The organism is Citrobacter sp. LST-B2 (assembly GCF_057983045.1).
The window spans coordinates 3,830,067-3,849,252 of sequence record NZ_CP192598.1 but is presented as its reverse complement, the minus strand read 5'-3'; the positions used below and the strand labels follow the sequence as shown (position 1 = coordinate 3,849,252).

Genomic DNA, 19,186 nt, shown 5'->3' with positions numbered 1-19,186 from the left:
GATGGCGCAATTCTACTCTGCAAAACGGCGCGTGACGACGCGCCAGATCATAACCGTTACCGTCAATGACCTCGATTCTTTTGGTCAGGGCGTTGCGCGACACAACGGAAAGACGTTGTTTATCCCCGGATTGTTGCCGCAGGAAAGTGCGGACGTGGCGATCACCGAAGATAAAAAACAGTACGCGAAAGCTCAGGTTAAGCGCCGTTTGAATGATAGCCCGGATCGCGTCACGCCGCGCTGTCCGCACTTTGGCATTTGCGGCGGCTGTCAGCAACAGCACGCGAGTATCGAACTGCAGCAGCGCAGTAAAAGCGCCGCGCTGTCACGCCTGATGAATAACGATGTCACCGAGGTGATCGCCGATGCGCCGTGGGGCTATCGCCGTCGCGCACGTTTAAGTCTCAACTTCCAACCCAAGACCCAGCAGTTCCAGATGGGATTTCGCAAGTCAGCGTCCAGTGACATCGTTGATGTCAGACAGTGCCCCATTCTGGTGCCCCAACTTGAAGCATTGCTGCCCGATCTCAGGGCATGCCTTGGCAGCCTGCAGGGAATTCGCCATCTGGGACATGTTGAACTGGTGCAGGCAGACAGCGGTATGCTGATGATTCTGCGCCATACCGCGCCGTTAAGTCGTGCGGATAACGAAAAACTGGAACGCTTTTCGCATTCAAAGGGACTGTCTCTGTATCTGGCACCGCAAAGCGAGATACTGGAAACGGTTTCTGGTCAGACGCCCTGGTATGAATCAAACGGGCTACGCTTAAACTTCAGTCCGCGTGATTTTATTCAGGTCAATGCAGGGGTGAACCAGAAAATGGTGGCCAGCGCGCTGGAATGGCTGGACGTACAGCCTGGCGATCGCGTGCTGGATCTCTTCTGCGGGATGGGCAATTTCACACTCCCGTTGGCAATCCGGGCGGCAAGCGTTGTCGGGGTGGAAGGCGTGCCTGCGCTGGTGGAAAAAGGGCGCGAAAATGCACAACAAAATGGATTACACAATGTGACATTCTTTCATGAAAATCTTGAAGAGGATGTTACCCGACAGCCGTGGGCCAAAAACGGTTTTGATAAAATCTTGCTCGACCCTGCGCGCGCAGGGGCTGCGGGCGTGATGCAACATATTATAAAATTGCAGCCTGGCCGCATTGTTTATGTATCCTGTAATCCTGCCACGCTGGCGCGGGATAGTGAGGCGTTATTACGCGCAGGATATCAAATACAACGGCTGGCGATGCTTGACATGTTCCCCCACACGGGACACCTGGAATCGATGGCATTGTTTGAGCATTCATAATGAATCACGACTTGTCGACTTCGACAGGTCACGTCCCTTAAGGAGAGGACAATGGTTGCGGTAAGAAGTGCGCATCTAAACAAAGCTGGGGAATTTGACCCGAAAAAGTGGATCGAAAGTCTTGGGATCACCAGCCAGCAGTCATGTGAACGCTTAGCCGAAACCTGGGCGTATTGCCTGCAACAGACACAGGGGCATCCGGATGCGGAACTGCTGCTGTGGCGTGGCGTGGAGATGGTGGAAATCCTCTCGACACTCAGTATGGATATCGACACGCTGCGGGCAGCGCTGCTGTTCCCTCTGGCAGATGCCAATGTCGTTAGCGAAGATACCCTGCAGGAAAGCGTAGGTAAGTCTATCGTCAATCTGATTCATGGCGTGCGTGACATGGCGGCCATTCGCCAGTTGAAAGCGACCCATACCGATTCCGTCTCCTCCGAGCAGGTCGACAACGTGCGGCGCATGCTGCTGGCGATGGTCGACGATTTCCGCTGTGTGGTCATCAAACTTGCTGAACGAATCGCCCATCTGCGCGAGGTGAAAGACGCACCGGAAGATGAGCGCGTGTTGGCGGCAAAAGAGTGCACTAACATCTATGCGCCGCTGGCGAACCGATTAGGTATCGGTCAGCTGAAATGGGAGCTGGAAGATTATTGCTTCCGCTATCTGCATCCTGCCGAGTACAAACGCATTGCCAAACTGCTGCATGAACGGCGTATCGATCGTGAGCACTACATTGAAGAGTTCGTGAGTCATTTGCGCTCAGAGATGAAAACGGAAGGCGTAAAGGCGGAAGTGTATGGACGCCCGAAACACATCTACAGCATCTGGCGAAAAATGCAGAAAAAGCATCTGGCATTTGATGAGCTGTTTGACGTGCGCGCCGTGCGTATCGTCGCCGAGCGCTTGCAGGACTGCTACGCCGCGCTGGGCATTGTCCACACGCACTATCGCCATCTGCCGGATGAGTTTGACGACTATGTCGCCAACCCGAAACCGAATGGCTATCAGTCGATTCACACCGTGGTGTTGGGGCCCGGCGGCAAAACGGTAGAGATCCAGATTCGTACTAAACAAATGCATGAGGACGCTGAGCTGGGCGTCGCCGCGCACTGGAAGTATAAAGAAGGCGCAGCCGCAGGCGGGGCGCGTTCCGGCCATGAGGACCGCATTGCCTGGCTGCGTAAGCTGATCGCCTGGCAGGAAGAGATGGCGGACTCTGGCGAAATGCTCGACGAAGTGCGCAGTCAGGTGTTTGACGATCGGGTCTACGTCTTTACGCCGAAAGGCGATGTTGTGGATCTGCCCGCGGGCTCTACGCCGCTCGACTTTGCGTATCACATTCATAGTGATGTGGGGCACCGTTGTATTGGGGCGAAAATCGGTGGGCGCATCGTGCCGTTTACCTATCAGTTGCAGATGGGCGATCAGATCGAAATCATCACCCAGAAACAGCCGAACCCGAGCCGCGACTGGCTGAATCCGAATCTGGGCTATGTGACGACCAGCCGTGGGCGCTCGAAAATCCACGCCTGGTTCCGTAAACAGGACCGCGATAAGAACATCCTTGCCGGACGGCAGATTCTGGATGACGAGCTGTCGCATTTAGGGATCAGCCTGAAAGAAGCGGAAAAGCATCTGCTGCCGCGCTACAACTTCAACGAGCTGGAGGAACTGCTGGCGGCGATTGGCGGGGGCGATATCCGTCTGAACCAGATGGTGAACTTCCTGCAATCGCAGTTCAACAAACCGAGCGCCGCCGAAGAAGACGCCGCCGCGCTGAAACAGCTTCAGCAGAAAACGCATGCGCCGCAGAACCGGCGTAAAGACGATGGGCGTGTTGTTGTGGAAGGCGTAGGTAATTTGATGCATCACATTGCCCGTTGCTGCCAGCCGATTCCAGGTGATGAGATTGTTGGGTTTATTACCCAGGGCCGTGGGATTTCCGTCCATCGGGCGGACTGTGAGCAACTGGTCGAACTGCGTGCGCATGCGCCGGAACGCCTTGTGGACGCCGTGTGGGGTGAAAGCTATTCGGCGGGATACTCGCTGGTAGTGCGCGTACAGGCCAACGATCGCAGCGGTTTATTGCGTGATATCACGACGATTCTGGCGAACGAGAAGGTCAATGTGCTCGGCGTTGCCAGTCGTAGCGATACCAAACAACAGCTTGCTACTATCGATATGACAATTGAAATCTACAACCTGCAGGTGCTGGGACGCGTGCTCAGCAAGCTGAATCAGGTACCTGATGTGATTGACGCGCGTCGTTTGCACGGCAATTAATTTTACTTTCCAGGCCCGGTGGCGCCTCGCTTATCGGGCCTGTGTTTTCAGGATGTTCCAATGACCCAAATTGACCGCCTGCTTGGCATCATGCAACGCCTGCGCGACCCGAAAACCGGCTGTCCGTGGGATAACGAACAGACTTTCGCCACGCTCGCCCCTTACACCCTTGAAGAAACCTACGAAGTGCTCGACGCGATTTCCCGTGAGGATTTTGACGATCTGCGCGGTGAGCTGGGAGATCTACTGTTTCAGGTCGTGTTTTACGCACAAATAGCCCAGGAAGAAGGGCGCTTTGATTTCAATGATATTTGTGCCGCCATCAGTGACAAACTCGAGCGTCGCCACCCGCATGTTTTTGCGGATGCCCAGGTCAACAACAGCACTGAAGTGCTGGCCCGCTGGGAACAAATCAAAACCGGCGAACGAGCGCAAAAAGCGCAGCATTCTGCCCTCGATGATATTCCGCGCAGTTTACCAGCGCTAATGCGGGCGCAGAAAATCCAGAAGCGCTGTTCGAATGTCGGTTTTGACTGGACGACGCTGGGACCAGTGGTCGATAAGGTGTATGAAGAGATCGACGAGGTCATGCACGAGGCCCGGCAGGTCGTTGTCGACCAGGCTAAACTGGAAGAGGAAATGGGCGATTTGCTGTTTGCCACCGTCAATATGGCCCGTCATTTAGGCACCAAAGCGGAGACCGCTCTGCAAAAAGCCAACGAAAAGTTCGAGCGGCGTTTTCGTGAGGTCGAACGGATTGTGGCGGCGCGCGGCCTGGAAATGACCGGTGTTGACCTGGAAACGATGGAAGAAGTCTGGCAACAGGTAAAACGGCAGGAAATTGATCTCTAAGGGAATTGCGCGGTCAAGGGCGTTTTGTGTGATTTTTTAAATAACAAGCGCTTGATTTGCGTCAAAAACATTTACTTCAAAGAGGCTATTTTCTCTTCCCGTTATGTTGATGAGACACCGTGTATACTGCTTCTTCGAGTTATTCGAGTCGCAACACGGCGGCGACTGAAAGAATCCCCAGAAACATAGAAATGCTATGTGACTGGGGTGAGTGAAGGAAGCCAACACCGGTGCGGCTTGAAGAACGAAGGAGAGGGGATAATGAAAGTTTGTGGCGTACGTCATGTTCGGGTATACTACTTTCCCGTCCTGGTTATTCCATCGTTTCACCCTAACTTCTCAGGTTCAGCATGACAACGAACTATATTTTTGTGACCGGCGGGGTCGTATCCTCTCTGGGTAAAGGCATTGCCGCAGCCTCCCTCGCAGCCATTCTTGAAGCCCGTGGCCTCAACGTGACCATCATGAAACTGGATCCGTATATCAACGTCGATCCTGGCACCATGAGCCCAATCCAACACGGGGAAGTGTTCGTTACTGAAGACGGCGCTGAAACCGACCTGGACCTGGGTCACTACGAGCGTTTCATTCGCACCAAAATGAGCCGCCGCAACAACTTCACCACGGGTCGTATTTACTCTGACGTTCTGCGCAAAGAGCGCCGTGGCGACTATCTGGGCGCGACCGTACAGGTTATCCCGCACATCACCAATGCCATTAAAGAACGCGTGCTGGAAGGCGGCGAAGGCCATGACGTTGTGCTGGTCGAAATCGGCGGTACCGTTGGTGATATCGAATCTCTGCCGTTCCTTGAAGCGATTCGCCAGATGGCCGTTGAAATTGGCCGTGAACACACACTGTTTATGCATCTGACGCTGGTTCCGTACATGGCAGCGGCAGGTGAAGTGAAAACAAAACCGACGCAGCACTCTGTAAAAGAGCTGCTCTCTATCGGTATCCAGCCAGATATCCTGATTTGCCGCTCTGACCGCGCTGTCCCGGCAAACGAACGTGCGAAAATTGCATTGTTCTGTAACGTTCCGGAAAAAGCGGTGATTTCTCTGAAAGATGTCGATTCCATCTATAAAATTCCAGGCATGTTGAAATCACAGGGCCTGGACGATTATATTTGTAAACGATTCAGCTTAGAGTGTCCGGAAGCTAACCTGGCCGAATGGGAACAGGTAATTTACGAAGAAGCGAACCCGGCAGGCGAAGTCACGATTGGGATGGTTGGCAAGTACATTGAACTGCCGGATGCCTATAAATCCGTGATTGAAGCGCTGAAACACGGCGGTCTGAAAAATCGCGTGACCGTCAACATCAAGCTGATTGATTCGCAGGATGTTGAAACACGCGGTGTCGAAATCCTGAAAGATTTGGACGCTATCCTGATCCCTGGCGGCTTCGGCTACCGTGGCGTAGAAGGCAAGATCGCGACTGCACGCTATGCGCGTGAGAACAATATTCCTTATCTGGGCATTTGCCTGGGTATGCAGGTTGCGTTGATTGAGTTTGCGCGTAATGTCGCCGGTATGGACAACGCCAACTCGACGGAATTTGTGCCAGACTGTAAGTACCCGGTTGTGGCGCTGATTACCGAATGGCGTGACGAAGACGGTAACGTTGAAGTCCGTACCGAGAAGAGCGATCTGGGTGGCACCATGCGTCTTGGCGCGCAGCAGTGTCAGCTTGGCGACGATAGTCTGGTCCGTCAGTTGTACGGCACGCCGACTATTGTTGAACGTCATCGCCATCGTTACGAAGTCAACAATATGCTGTTGAAACAGATTGAAGCTGCGGGTCTGCGTGTTGCAGGCCGTTCCGGTGATGATCAGTTGGTCGAGATCATTGAGGTACCGAATCATCCGTGGTTCGTGGCCTGTCAGTTCCATCCGGAATTTACTTCCACGCCACGTGATGGACATCCGCTGTTTGCTGGCTTTGTGAAAGCCGCCAGCGAGCATCAGAAGCGTCAGGCGAAGTAAGAAGTAAAAAAAGTTAGAACGGCAACGCGTACCAAAGGTACGCGTTGTTTGTCTGGAGTTTTAGTTTAACTTGTACTGAGGAAAACCTAATGTCCAAAATCGTTAAAGTCATCGGTCGTGAAATCATCGACTCCCGTGGTAACCCGACTGTTGAAGCCGAAGTACACCTGGAAGGTGGTTTCGTCGGTATGGCAGCAGCTCCGTCAGGTGCTTCTACAGGCTCCCGCGAAGCGCTGGAACTGCGCGATGGCGACAAAGCCCGCTTCATGGGTAAAGGCGTACTGAAAGCTGTTGGCGCGGTTAACGGCCCGATCGCTCAGGCTATCCTTGGCAAAGATGCCAAAGATCAGGCTGGCATCGACAAGATCATGATCGATCTGGACGGTACTGAAAACAAATCCAACTTCGGCGCGAACGCCATCCTGGCTGTGTCTCTGGCTAACGCCAAAGCTGCTGCTGCTGCTAAAGGCATGCCGCTGTACGAGCACATCGCTGAGCTGAATGGTACTCCGGGCAAATACTCCATGCCGGTTCCGATGATGAACATCATCAACGGTGGTGAGCACGCTGACAACAACGTCGACATCCAGGAATTCATGATTCAGCCAGTTGGCGCGAAAACCCTGAAAGAAGCCGTACGTATGGGTTCTGAAGTGTTCCACAACCTGGCTAAAGTGCTGAAAGCGAAAGGCATGAACACTGCTGTGGGTGACGAAGGTGGCTATGCGCCGAACCTGGGCTCCAACGCTGAAGCGCTGGCTGTCATTGCTGAAGCGGTTAAAGCTGCTGGCTACGAGCTGGGCAAAGACATCACTCTGGCGATGGACTGCGCAGCATCTGAATTCTACAAAGACGGTAAATACGTTCTGGCTGGCGAAGGCAACAAAGCGTTCACCTCTGAAGAATTCACTCACTTCCTGGAAGACCTGACCAAACAGTATCCGATCGTTTCTATCGAAGACGGTCTGGACGAGTCTGACTGGGATGGTTTTGCATACCAGACCAAAGTATTGGGCGACAAAATCCAGCTGGTTGGTGACGACCTGTTCGTAACCAACACCAAGATCCTGAAAGAAGGTATCGAAAAAGGCATCGTTAACTCCATCCTGATCAAATTCAACCAGATCGGTTCTCTGACCGAAACGCTGGCTGCAATCAAGATGGCGAAAGACGCTGGCTACACAGCTGTGATCTCTCACCGTTCCGGTGAAACTGAAGATGCTACCATCGCTGACCTGGCTGTGGGTACTGCTGCAGGCCAGATCAAAACGGGTTCTATGAGCCGTTCTGACCGCGTTGCTAAATACAACCAGCTGATTCGTATCGAAGAAGCGCTGGGTGAAAAAGCACCGTACAACGGTCGTAAAGAGATCAAAGGTCAGTAATTTATTACTGTCGCTTTACACTCTAAGAAACCCGCTTCGGCGGGTTTTTTTATGTCTGTAATTTATTATTGATTGAATATTTTAATAAACGATTTGATCTTTGTCACTTTGCTATTATTTTACGAAGAGTAATTTAAAGGTGTGATTATTGCTTGTATATATTTTTTATATTTATCATCAACAAATGATGGAAATATTGAATGGATAATGAATTGGAAGAGATGCTGGCGAAAGCGGGCATGAAAAGGAAAGATGCTACTATCCTGATGAAACAGGCGAAAGTAAAAAATATCAGCTTAAGTCGGGCATTTTTTCTTTATGCCTGGACATATTACGCCTGGAGTATAGCCTTACTATTGTCAGTAATTTTCGCATCACTTTCTGAGGGAATAGAGTTCTTTATAGTAAACGTTCTCTTTTGTATCGCTGTAGCTTTCATTTCACTCTTCTATACACCGTTTGTCATAAATTTACTTTGGAGTATTAAGATTCAATATAAGTTGCTCGGTAAATAACAGGAGGTTATTTTGAGTAGTTATGGATTAATGAATTTGCAACGTGAAAAAGAAAGGATTGACCGGCTTGTCTATGATATCGGCTTTCAATATATTCATGATTCAGCTATACGTACAAAATATATGATAGAGGAACGTAGATTTACATCAGGTTGCCTTGATGAATATCGATACGGGAAATTGGATTTCGGTAGAACAATGGATAGACTACGTGAATATCATAATTCTTTAATTAAGTATCATATGAACTTGAGAATGGGGAGTGTTAAATTATATGTAATAGCTGAGCGTGAAAGAGAAAGGCATTCTACTCTTACTATAGCATTAAAACAAATCGGATTTGTTAGTGGGGCAATGCAAACAATCGGTGGTTTTGGTTTATGTAAAGCAAGCCTTGGTGCTGCCTGTAAAAGTTATGGGATTCCTTTAATGATGCAGGGAAGCGAGAATGTTTGGGAAAATGGTTATTATTTATTATATCATGATGACCCTAAGAAAATGCCTTTGCGGTATGCCTACCGTCAGGCAGCAAAGCTATTGGGTGGGGATGATAAGGTTGGTGATATTGCTTTTTCAACGGGAGATCTTGTTCTTTCTTTAGGCTCGGTTTCAACGCTGACGCTGAGGACAGATTCGTGGAAATTATTCCGCTATATACAGGAAGACTATATTCGGAACTGGAGAACCCTTGGAGCTGTTGGGGGGGCTAATGAGTTAACCGGTGATGCAGCTAGTGGATTCACTATTTATCAACTTCTTGGTGGAGAAAGCACTAACTGGTCCGATTTGAGGGAATAAAGCCATGTTCTTCAAAATATATGATCAAAATGATAAGGCTTTAACTGAGAGTATTAGACTTGCGGGTTTAAGTGAGTATAAAACACAGAAACTTATCCGCGTTGCTAATGAAAATAAGATAAGCTTACAAAAGGCTTATTTATTAACTGATGCAAGTGTCATTAAAGTTGATATTATCTTGCTTTTTGTCATGTCATTTTTTACCTTTTCAATTGCACAAAAAGATTTCAATGAGTTATGGGCGTTTTTTTTAATATTTGGGTTGTTATTTTTTGTTATCGAGTTAACCTGTCGGCTTCATAAAAATTACTTTAAGATTTGGAAAGTTTATATCAAATTACGAGGGCTTTAAATGATTGTCTGGTGTTACTTTAATGAGACACTGGATAGTATTTTTGTATGTTCTAATTATTTTAATTGATGGTTGTTATGAATAACGACATAAAGACAATACTCGTGAATGCTGGGATGAAAGAAAAAACATTCGTTTCTTGCTTAAGTTAGCGAGAAAGAAAAACATCAGCGTAAGCCACGCTTTTTTTCTCCATGCCTGGAAGTACTATGCATGGGGTGGCGCGTTATTTTTCTCCATGCTTTTTCCTGCAACAATGGGAGGGGTTGAGCTATTTATAGTGTTTATACTTTGCTGCCTCCTCTTAGCCTTGATGTCAGTCTTTTTTAACCCTTTCTTTATCAATCTGGTTTGGAGCATCAAGTTACAGATTAAGCTAATGGGTAAGCGGTAGAGGAACTAAGCTCGATATATGTTTTGCGGCAAACAGGTAAATCTTACCTTACACAAGCGCAGTGCATGACCGTTTCCGGAATCTGTGAAAATTATTGCTTATCTTCATACTGAGAACGCCAACAGGATACATTCAGGAGATGTTCCAGCCTCTGCAAGAAGAGGGGATTTTACCGGCGTCCCCACCATGATTATTTGTAAGCCTGTTCTTTAATTCTTAACGTAAAAACCCGCTTCGGCGGGTTTTTTATGTCTTTAAAGCAGTAGCGGCAGGGTCGCGCTGGCTGTTTTCTGGCTTACATCGCTGTACTTTTCATCCAGTGCGATTAGCGATGTGGTGAGCAGTTCTATCAACAGCATCACACCCACCTTGGCGTTTAGCGCGCCGGCACTCAACGGACCTTCTGGTTTGGCTGCGACCAGTTGAATATCACTAAGCGATGCTAACGGGCTGCGCGGCGTATTACTCAGCGCCACTACGCGCACACCTTGTTTACACGCTAGCTTTACAACATGCAGCAGATCGCGCGTGGAGCCTGAACTGGAAATTGCCACTACGAGCGTGTTTTTACTAAGCGTTGTGGCGTTCATGGCAGCACGGTGCATATCGCTGAACAATTGTGCGGGTTTACCCAGACGCAGGAGTTTGTAATGTAAATACTCCCCCAGAATGGCACTGGCTGCTACGCCATAAATCTGCACTGACTGAGCCTGATGCAGTGCAAGCGCGGCGGCTTCCAGTAAGGTCCTGTCGAGTAATTTTGCTGTGTCCTGCAGCGCCTGGACGGATTCATTGACCACATTGTCAATCTCATCGCCGCTGTGCTCGACAGACTGTCCTTGTCGGAGATCGAGTGCCAGCGCCATTTTGAATTCGTTATAGCCCTTACACCCTAGCGTTCGACACAGACGTGTGACGCTAGCCTCGCTGGTGCCGCTTTCACGCGCCAGTTCGGTAATCGTCAGGTAGACCACTTTTGCCGGATCGCTGAGTACAAACTCGCCTAGCTTCTGTTGTGTTCGGCTGTATCCATCAACGCTCTGCCGCAATCTCAGCAGCAGGTTTTCATTTTCAGACATGCAAAATCCTTAATGCGTTTATCTGTTGATAGTGTGGCGGAAAGCAGGGGAGAGATGCCAGACATTTTAAAAAAGTATGATCGGCTTCCTGGATTTTGATGATAATTTTCATTTATAAAAATTAATATGGTAAAAATTTTCATCAATAATCGAGGAGATGAAAAAATGATGCAAATGTTTAGCGGCGCCTCATCCGGGGGATGGTTTGAAAAAGCGCAGCGGTTTGGCAAATCCTTCATGCTGCCGATTGCGGTATTGCCCGCAGCAGGGCTGTTGTTAGGGATTGGTGGCGCGTTGTCCAATCCAAACACATTGACGGCTTATCCGTTTTTAGATGTCGACTGGCTGCAGGCCATCTTCACGATCATGACCAGCGCAGGTTCCATTGTGTTTGCCAATCTGTCGGTACTCTTTGCGGTCGGTGTCGCCGTGGGGCTGGCGAAAACAGATAAAGGCACTGCCGGGCTTGCGGCATTGCTGGCATTTCTGGTGATGAACGCCACCATCAACGCCTTATTAACGCTCAACGGAACGCTGGCGCAAGAGAACCCCGGTGCTGTTGGCCAGGGGATGACGCTTGGTATTCAGACGCTGGAAACAGGCGTGTTTGGTGGTGTGGTGATGGGTCTTGTCACCTGCGCGTTGCATAGCCGTTTCAATAAAGTCTCACTACCTCAGTTCCTCGGTTTTTTTAGCGGTTCGCGTTTTGTACCGATTATCAGCTCCCTTGCCGCGATTGTAGTGGGTGCGGTTATGACGGTGGTGTGGCCGCATTTCCAGAAACTCATTTTTGGACTGGGCGGTCTGGTGGATGCGACGGGCTATCTGGGGACGCTATTGTACGGCTTCATCCTGCGTATGCTTGGCCCACTGGGTTTACACCATATCTTTTATTTGCCGTTCTGGACGACGGCGCTGGGCGGCAGCGAAATCGTCAACGGCCAGTTGGTGGAAGGTACGCAGCGGATTTTCTTTGCCCAACTTGCCGATCCGAATACGCAGCAGTTCTATGCGGGTACCGCGCGCTTTATGTCCGGTCGCTTTATCACCATGATGTTTGGTCTGGTTGGCGCATGTCTGGCGATGTACCACACCGCAAAGCCGGAGAACAGAAAGGTTGTCGCCGGACTGCTTCTGTCGGCCGCCCTGACCTCTTTCCTGACGGGAATCACTGAGCCTATTGAGTTCTCCTTCCTGTTTGTCGCGCCTGTGTTATATGTCATTCACGCCTTCTTCGATGGTCTGGCGTTTATGATCGCCCATATTTTACATATCACGATTGGGCAAACCTTTTCAGGTGGGCTTATCGATTTCCTCCTCTTCGGCGTGTTACAGGGAGAAGCTAAAACCAACTGGATGTATGTCCCCATGGTGGGAATACCGTGGTTCTTCCTCTACTACTTCACTTTCCGCTATTTGATCACCCGCTTTGGCTGGCTGACGCCAGGACGTGAGAACGCAACCCCGCTTGAATCCGGCTTGTCTCAAAGTGAACGCGCAGTGGCAGTCATCGCTGGGCTGGGAGGCAAAGAGAATTTGGAAGAGGTGGACTGTTGCGCCACGCGCTTACGCGTGACGGTGAAAGAGAGCAGCAAAGTAGATGAAGCGGCGCTGAAAGCGACCGGAGCCCGTGGCGTGATTATTCGCGGCAACGGTGTTCAGGTGATTTATGGCCCGCATGTCACCATCATTAAAAACGAAGTCGAAGAGATGTTATCGTAATGAAAACTGTACTGGATCCCCTGAAAGGTAAATTAATCGTCTCCTGTCAGGCGCTGGAAAATGAGCCTCTGCACAGTCCGTTTATTATGTCTCGTATGGCGCTGGCGGCAGCACAAGGCGGTGCGGCAGGTATCCGTGCGAACAGCGTGGTGGACATTCGTGCTATCAAAGAGTGCGTCTCCCTGCCGGTGATTGGGATAATCAAACGCGATTACCCTGGCAGTGAGGTGTTTATCACGGCCACTCTCCAGGAAGTGGATGAGCTGATGACCGTTGAGCCGGAAATTATTGCTCTGGATGCCACTGCGCGGCCGCGCCCCGGTGGGCAGACGCTGGAAGAGTTGGTCACGCAGATCCGTGCTCGCTACCCGTCCGTACTACTGATGGCGGATATAGCCACCGTAGACGAGGCGGTGACAGCCGAGCGTCTGGGTTTTGACTGTGTGGGCACCACGCTTTACGGCTATACCGCAGAAACCGCCGGGCATGTGCTGGTGGAAAATGACTGCGGATTCTTACGTGAAGTGTTGGCTGCGGTCAGCGTTCCGGTCGTGGCGGAAGGGAACGTCGATACCCCGGAACGCGCCGCACGCTGCCTGGCATTAGGCGCTCACACCGTGGTGGTTGGCGGGGCAATCACTCGTCCGCAGCAGATAACAGCACGCTTTATCGCGGCGATCGCCTCGTAAAGCACCGATGGGGCATGATACTTTGGTGGGGATCTGCGATAATTATCGTTTATCCCCATATTGAGAGCGCTATGCAGTACCCGATTAACGAGATGTTCCAGACCCTGCAAGGTGAGGGTTACTTTACCGGCGTCCCCGCCATTTTTATTCGTTTACAGGGATGCCCGGTTGGCTGTGCCTGGTGCGATACCAAACACACCTGGGATAAGCTTGAGGATCGGGAAGTCTCCCTGTACAGCATCCTGGCGAAAACCAAAGAGAGTGATAAATGGGGCGCGGCAAGCAGTGAAGATCTGCTGGCGGTGATTGGCCGACAAGGCTACACCGCGCGTCATGTGGTGATCACCGGCGGTGAACCGTGTATTCATGACCTGATGCCCCTCACAGATTTGCTGGAAAAGAACGGTTTTAGCTGCCAGATAGAAACCAGCGGTACACACGAAGTGCGCTGCACGCCAAATACCTGGGTGACCGTGTCTCCGAAGGTGAACATGCGCGGTGGTTATGACGTTCTGTCTCAGGCGCTGGAACGCGCGAATGAGATTAAACATCCGGTCGGGCGCGTGCGTGACATTGAAGCGCTGGACGAACTGCTCGCCACGCTGAGCGACGACAAACCGCGGGTGATTGCGCTGCAACCTATCAGCCAGAAAGAGGATGCCACACGCCTGTGCATTGATACCTGTATCGCGCGCAACTGGCGCCTGTCGATGCAGACGCACAAGTATCTGAATATTGCCTGATAAAAAGCCCGGTGCGTTAGCTTACCGGGCTTTTCTGTTAACCGGATAAGAGGCGTTACGTCGCTATCCGGCAAGACGAAATACTCACTCGCCGCGATAGACACAGCCCGCCGTACAGGTCTCTTTCACCATCACCGCGCTCAGCAGAGGAACTGCCGGTTTGACCTGATCCCAAATCCATTTCGCCAGTACTTCGCTGGTCGGGTTTTCGAGACCGGGAATATCGTTCAGGTAGTAATGATCAAGCCTGTCATACGTCGGCTTAAATGCGGCTTTTAACTCGGCAAAATCCATGATCCAACCGGTATGCGGGCAGACTTCACCGGTAATTTCAAGACGCACCATAAATGAGTGACCATGCAGGCGGCCACATTTATGCCCTTCCGGTACGTGTGGCAGGCGGTGAGCGGCTTCGAAGGTGAAATCTTTAAACAAGGTGGTGGACATTATTGACTCTCAAGAATGCAAAAAACGCCGTAGGGTACCGTAAAGTACAATTTTTAGCATTAGTTAAAAGGGCGCTGAGCAGCAGAATGCCACATATAGATGGCAAATATTAAATAATCATTTATATATCATGTGGTTATTTAATCGTTTTTGTCGTTAATAACTATAGCTAAAACAGGTTAGTTCATTTGGTTATTTGTTATTTCCATCCCTTCTTTAATTGTTACTATCACCGCCGTTACCCTTATCTTCAGTTTGGGTTTTATTGCTTAAATCCGCTTTGCTTACTGGAACATAACGACGCATGACGACACAGGCCCCACCTTCCGCTTTGCTTCCGCTGAACCCGGAGCAGCTGGCACGCCTCCAGGCGGCCACCACCGATCTTACGCCCACGCAGCTTGCATGGGTTTCTGGCTATTTCTGGGGTACGCTGAATCAGCAACCTGGCGCAGCCGTTGCAACACCCGCTCCCGTGGCGGAAATGCCGGGCATCACGCTAATCTCTGCATCACAAACGGGCAATGCGCGTCGTGTGGCGGAAGCGCTGCGTGATGATCTGTTGGCAGCAAAACTCAGCGTCACGCTGGTTAACGCAGGCGACTACAAATTCAAACAAATCGCCAATGAAAAGTTGCTGGTTATCGTCACGTCTACGCAGGGAGAGGGTGAACCCCCGGAAGAAGCGGTCGCGCTGCATAAGTTCCTGTTCTCTAAAAAAGCGCCCAAGCTCGAAAACACCGCCTTTGCCATTTTTGGTCTGGGTGACACGTCATATGAATTTTTCTGCCAGTCGGGCAAAGATTTTGACAGCAAGCTGGCGGAACTCGGCGGTGAGCGTTTGTTGGATCGCGTTGACGCCGATGTGGAATACCAGGCCGCCGCCGCCGAATGGCGTGCTCGTGTGGTTGAGGTGTTGAAATCACGAGCGCCGTTTGCGACACCGGCTCAGGCGGTTGCCAGCGGAGCGGTAAATGAGATCCACACCAGCCCGTATACCAAAGAAGCGCCGCTGAGCGCCACGTTGTCCGTAAATCAAAAAATCACCGGACGCGATTCAGAGAAAGATGTTCGCCATATTGAAATCGATCTCGGTGATTCGGGTCTGCGCTACCAGCCTGGCGATGCGCTGGGTGTCTGGTATCAAAACGATCCGGCGCTGGTGAAAGAAATCGTAGAACTGGTCTGGCTGAAAGGCGATGAGCCCGTTACGGTCAATGGCAAATCTCTCCCGCTGTCCGAAGCGCTACAGTGGCATGTTGAACTGACCGTAAATACCGCCAATATCGTTGAAAACTATGCCACCTTAACGCGCAGTGAATCGTTGTTGCCGCTGGTCGGTGATAAGGCACAGTTGCAGCATTACGCCACCACGACGCCTGTTGTCGATATGCTGCGCTTCTCGCCCGCACAACTGGATGCACAAGCGTTAGTCGATCTGTTGCGTCCGTTAACACCGCGTCTGTACTCCATTGCGTCTTCACAGGCCGAAGTGGAGAGCGAAGTGCACATCACCGTGGGGGCGGTGCGTTATGAAGTGGAAGGCCGCGCGCGTGCCGGTGGCGCATCCAGCTTCCTCGCCGATCGCGTCGAAGAAGAGGGCGAAGTGCGTGTGTTCATCGAACATAACGATAACTTCCGTCTGCCGACGAATCCTGAAACCCCGGTGATCATGATTGGTCCGGGGACAGGCATCGCGCCGTTCCGCGCTTTCATGCAGCAGCGCGCTGCCGAGGGAGCATCAGGCAAGAACTGGCTGTTCTTTGGCAACCCGCACTTTACCGAAGATTTCCTCTACCAGGTGGAATGGCAGCGTTACGTCAAAGAAGGCGTACTGAGCCGTATCGATCTGGCCTGGTCACGAGACCAAAAAGAAAAAGTCTACGTACAAGACAAACTGCGCGAACAGGGCGCAGAACTGTGGCGCTGGATCAATGACGGTGCCCACGTTTATGTCTGCGGCGACGCCAATCGCATGGCGAAGGACGTTGAGCAGGCATTGCTGGACGTGATTGCTGAATTCGGCGCGATGGACGCGGAATCAGCGGATGAATTTTTAAGTGAGCTGCGCGTTGAGCGCCGTTATCAGCGAGATGTCTACTAATGAGCGAAAAACATCCAGGGCCCCTGGTGGTCGAAGGTAAACTGACCGACGCCGAGCGTATGAAGCTGGAAAGCAACTATCTGCGCGGCACTATTGCTGAAGATTTAAAAGACGGTCTCACCGGCGGTTTCAAAGGTGACAACTTCCTGCTGATCCGTTTTCACGGAATGTACCAGCAGGATGACCGCGATATCCGCGCCGAGCGTGCCGAGCAGAAGCTGGAGCCGCGTCACGCGATGTTACTTCGCTGCCGTCTGCCGGGGGGCGTTATCACCACCAAACAGTGGCAGGCGATTGATAAATTTGCCGCCGAGAACACGATTTACGGCAGCATTCGCCTGACCAACCGTCAGACGTTTCAATTTCACGGGATTCTGAAGAAGAACGTGAAGCCGGTGCACCAGATGCTGCACTCCGTGGGGCTGGACGCGCTGGCGACAGCCAATGATATGAACCGTAACGTGCTGTGCACCTCGAACCCGTATGAGTCCGAGCTGCATGCCGAAGCCTACGAGTGGGCAAAGAAGATCTCCGAGCACCTGCTGCCGCGCACGCGCGCTTATGCGGAGATTTGGCTCGATCAGGAAAAAGTCGCGACCACGGACGAGGAGCCGATCCTCGGTCAGACTTATCTGCCGCGTAAGTTTAAAACCACGGTCGTGATCCCGCCGCAGAACGATATCGACCTGCACGCCAACGACATGAACTTCGTGGCGATTGCTGAAAACGGCAAGCTGATTGGCTTTAACCTGCTGGTGGGCGGCGGTCTTTCTATCGAGCACGGTAACAAGAAAACCTATGCCCGTACGGCCAGCGAATTTGGCTATCTGCCGCTCGAGCACACGCTGGCCGTGGCGGAGGCGGTGGTCACCACCCAGCGCGACTGGGGAAACCGTACCGATCGTAAAAATGCGAAAACCAAATACACGCTGGAACGCGTAGGGGTTGAGACGTTCAAAGCGGAAGTGGAACGTCGTGCAGGCATTAAATTTGAGCCGATTCGTCCGTATGAATTCACCGGGCGCGGCGATCGGATTGGCTGGGTGAAAGGCATCGACAATAAATGGCATCTGACGCTGTTTATCGAAAATGGCCGTATTCTCGATTATCCGGGACGTCCGCTGAAAACGGGCCTGCTGGAGATTTCGAAAATCCATAAAGGCGAGTTCCGTATTACTGCGAACCAGAATCTGATCATCGCTGGCGTACCGGAAAGCCAGAAAGCGAAGATAGAGAAGATCGCGCAAGAGAGCGGTCTTATGAACACCGTGACGCCACAGCGTGAAAACTCCATGGCCTGCGTGTCGTTCCCGACCTGTCCGCTGGCGATGGCGGAGGCCGAACGTTTCCTGCCGACGTTTATCGACAAGATTGATGGCCTGATGGCGAAGCATAACGTGAGCGATGAACACATCGTTATGCGTGTAACAGGCTGCCCGAACGGCTGCGGTCGCGCGATGCTGGCGGAAGTCGGTCTGGTCGGGAAAGCGCCTGGCCGCTATAACCTGCATCTCGGCGGTAACCGAATCGGCACGCGTATCCCGCGGATGTTTAAAGAGAATATCACCGAACCAGAAATTCTCGACTCGCTGGACGAACTGATTGGGCGCTGGGCGAAAGAGCGCGAAGCGGGTGAAGGCTTCGGCGACTTTACGGTGCGTGCGGGCATTATTCGCCCGGTGCTCGATCCCGCACGGGATTTCTGGGAATAACCCATCCTTTGCCGGGCAAACGCAGTGCCACCCGGCAAAACAGGCAAACGAGGTTCTTATGTCCGTACTCGATCTAAACGCGCTTAATGCATTGCCGAAGGTAGAGCGTGTGATGGCGCTGGCTGAAACCAACAGCCAACTGGAAAAACGTGATGCTGAGGGGCGTGTGGCGTGGGCGCTGGAGAATTTGCCTGGCGAATACGTCCTCTCATCAAGCTTTGGGATTCAGGCGGCAGTCAGCCTGCATTTGGTCAATCAGATCCGCCCGGATATCCCGGTGATCCTGACCGATACCGGCTATCTGTTCCCGGAAACTTACCAGTTTATTGATGAGTTAACGGACAAACTCAGGTTGAACCTGAAGGTCTACCGGGCGAATGAAAGCCCCGCCTGGCAGGAAGCGCGCTACGGTAAGCTGTGGGAGCAGGGCGTTGAAGGCATTGAGAAATACAATGAGATCAACAAAGTCGAACCGATGAACCGGGCGTTGCAGGAACTGAACGCGCAAACCTGGTTTGCGGGACTGCGGCGCGAACAGTCCGGCAGCCGTGCGCATCTGCCCGTGCTGGCTATCCAGCGTGGGGTCTTTAAAGTGCTGCCGATTATCGACTGGGATAACCGAACGGTTTATCAATACCTGCAAAAGCATGGGCTGAAATACCATCCGCTGTGGGATCAGGGCTATCTTTCCGTCGGCGATACGCACACCACGCGGAAATGGGAACCCGGCATGGCAGAAGAAGAGACCCGCTTCTTTGGCCTGAAGCGCGAGTGCGGGCTGCACGAAGGGTGAAACAACCCCCCTTCAGCGGTCCGACAG

16 protein-coding genes are annotated in these 19,186 nt (G+C 51.7%); 14 read left to right on the top strand and 2 right to left on the bottom strand.

Translation table 11 applies throughout. From position 1 onward, the window contains the following. Position 1: 1 nt before the first annotated feature. From rlmD to ACQ0PY_RS18525, 8 genes are all read left to right on the top strand, one after another. Positions 2–1,300 carry a 23S rRNA (uracil(1939)-C(5))-methyltransferase RlmD gene (gene rlmD / locus ACQ0PY_RS18560; RefSeq protein ID WP_109739428.1) on the top strand — a complete coding sequence of 433 codons (1,299 nt, stop codon included), beginning with the start codon at positions 2–4 and terminating at the stop codon, positions 1,298–1,300. A 51-nt stretch (positions 1,301–1,351) separates the two neighbouring features. Then, a complete protein-coding gene (gene relA / locus ACQ0PY_RS18555; protein ID WP_042999515.1) occupies positions 1,352–3,586 on the top strand; it encodes a GTP diphosphokinase in 2,235 nt (744 codons plus the stop codon). Between the two features lie 60 nt (positions 3,587–3,646). Further along, positions 3,647–4,438 (top strand): nucleoside triphosphate pyrophosphohydrolase, encoded by a 792-nt coding sequence (mazG, locus tag ACQ0PY_RS18550; RefSeq protein ID WP_042999516.1) that lies wholly within the window; start codon positions 3,647–3,649, stop codon positions 4,436–4,438. Positions 4,439–4,788: 350 nt separating this feature from the next. Further along, entirely contained in the window at positions 4,789–6,426 is a 1,638-nt protein-coding gene (pyrG, locus tag ACQ0PY_RS18545) for a glutamine hydrolyzing CTP synthase (protein WP_042999517.1), read from the top strand. Positions 6,427–6,515: 89 nt separating this feature from the next. After that, positions 6,516–7,811 (top strand): phosphopyruvate hydratase, encoded by a 1,296-nt coding sequence (eno, locus tag ACQ0PY_RS18540; RefSeq protein ID WP_042999518.1) that lies wholly within the window; start codon positions 6,516–6,518, stop codon positions 7,809–7,811. 200 nt (positions 7,812–8,011) lie between these two features. Further along, positions 8,012–8,326, top strand: coding sequence for a hypothetical protein (locus ACQ0PY_RS18535; protein WP_054176856.1), 315 nt, complete (start codon positions 8,012–8,014; stop codon positions 8,324–8,326). A gap of 12 nt (positions 8,327–8,338) precedes the next feature. Next, entirely contained in the window at positions 8,339–9,124 is a 786-nt protein-coding gene (locus ACQ0PY_RS18530; RefSeq protein WP_054176857.1) for a DUF4225 domain-containing protein, read from the top strand. A gap of 4 nt (positions 9,125–9,128) precedes the next feature. Beyond that, positions 9,129–9,476, top strand: coding sequence for a hypothetical protein (locus tag ACQ0PY_RS18525; protein WP_061069661.1), 348 nt, complete (start codon positions 9,129–9,131; stop codon positions 9,474–9,476). A gap of 648 nt (positions 9,477–10,124) precedes the next feature. On the opposite strand, the gene ACQ0PY_RS18520 is transcribed toward ACQ0PY_RS18525, so the two are convergent. Further along, a complete protein-coding gene (locus tag ACQ0PY_RS18520) occupies positions 10,125–10,949 on the bottom strand; it encodes a MurR/RpiR family transcriptional regulator (RefSeq protein ID WP_042999519.1) in 825 nt (274 codons plus the stop codon). Positions 10,950–11,114: 165 nt separating this feature from the next. Here ACQ0PY_RS18520 and ACQ0PY_RS18515 point away from each other — a divergent pair, with 165 nt between their 5' ends. The 3 genes from ACQ0PY_RS18515 (at position 11,115) to queE (ending at position 14,103) form a co-directional block, all read left to right on the top strand. Next, positions 11,115–12,671 carry a maltose/glucose-specific PTS transporter subunit IIC gene (locus ACQ0PY_RS18515; RefSeq protein WP_109740586.1) on the top strand — a complete coding sequence of 519 codons (1,557 nt, stop codon included), beginning with the start codon at positions 11,115–11,117 and terminating at the stop codon, positions 12,669–12,671. Beyond that, positions 12,671–13,360 (top strand): N-acetylmannosamine-6-phosphate 2-epimerase, encoded by a 690-nt coding sequence (locus ACQ0PY_RS18510; protein WP_042999520.1) that lies wholly within the window; start codon positions 12,671–12,673, stop codon positions 13,358–13,360. Before ACQ0PY_RS18515 ends, ACQ0PY_RS18510 begins: the two co-directional genes overlap by 1 nt. Positions 13,361–13,431: 71 nt before the next feature. After that, complete coding sequence (gene queE, locus ACQ0PY_RS18505; protein WP_042999521.1) at positions 13,432–14,103, top strand: 7-carboxy-7-deazaguanine synthase QueE; 672 nt, start codon at positions 13,432–13,434, stop codon at positions 14,101–14,103. Positions 14,104–14,187: 84 nt separating this feature from the next. Here the strand turns inward: queE and queD are convergent, their stop codons facing one another. After that, positions 14,188–14,550: a 6-carboxytetrahydropterin synthase QueD gene (queD, locus tag ACQ0PY_RS18500; protein ID WP_044254982.1), complete on the bottom strand. Its 363-nt coding sequence runs from the start codon at positions 14,548–14,550 to the stop codon at positions 14,188–14,190. A 304-nt stretch (positions 14,551–14,854) separates the two neighbouring features. Between queD and cysJ the strand changes: the two genes are divergently transcribed. Genes cysJ through cysH form a run of 3 tightly spaced genes read left to right on the top strand, consistent with a single transcriptional unit; the run spans position 14,855 to position 19,159 of the window. After that, positions 14,855–16,654 carry an NADPH-dependent assimilatory sulfite reductase flavoprotein subunit gene (gene cysJ, locus ACQ0PY_RS18495; protein ID WP_042999532.1) on the top strand — a complete coding sequence of 600 codons (1,800 nt, stop codon included), beginning with the start codon at positions 14,855–14,857 and terminating at the stop codon, positions 16,652–16,654. After that, a complete protein-coding gene (gene cysI, locus ACQ0PY_RS18490; protein ID WP_109739427.1) occupies positions 16,654–18,366 on the top strand; it encodes an assimilatory sulfite reductase (NADPH) hemoprotein subunit in 1,713 nt (570 codons plus the stop codon). Before cysJ ends, cysI begins: the two co-directional genes overlap by 1 nt. Before the next feature lie 58 nt (positions 18,367–18,424). Beyond that, positions 18,425–19,159 (top strand): phosphoadenosine phosphosulfate reductase, encoded by a 735-nt coding sequence (cysH, locus tag ACQ0PY_RS18485; protein ID WP_044255000.1) that lies wholly within the window; start codon positions 18,425–18,427, stop codon positions 19,157–19,159. The last annotated feature ends 27 nt before the right edge of the window (positions 19,160–19,186 follow it).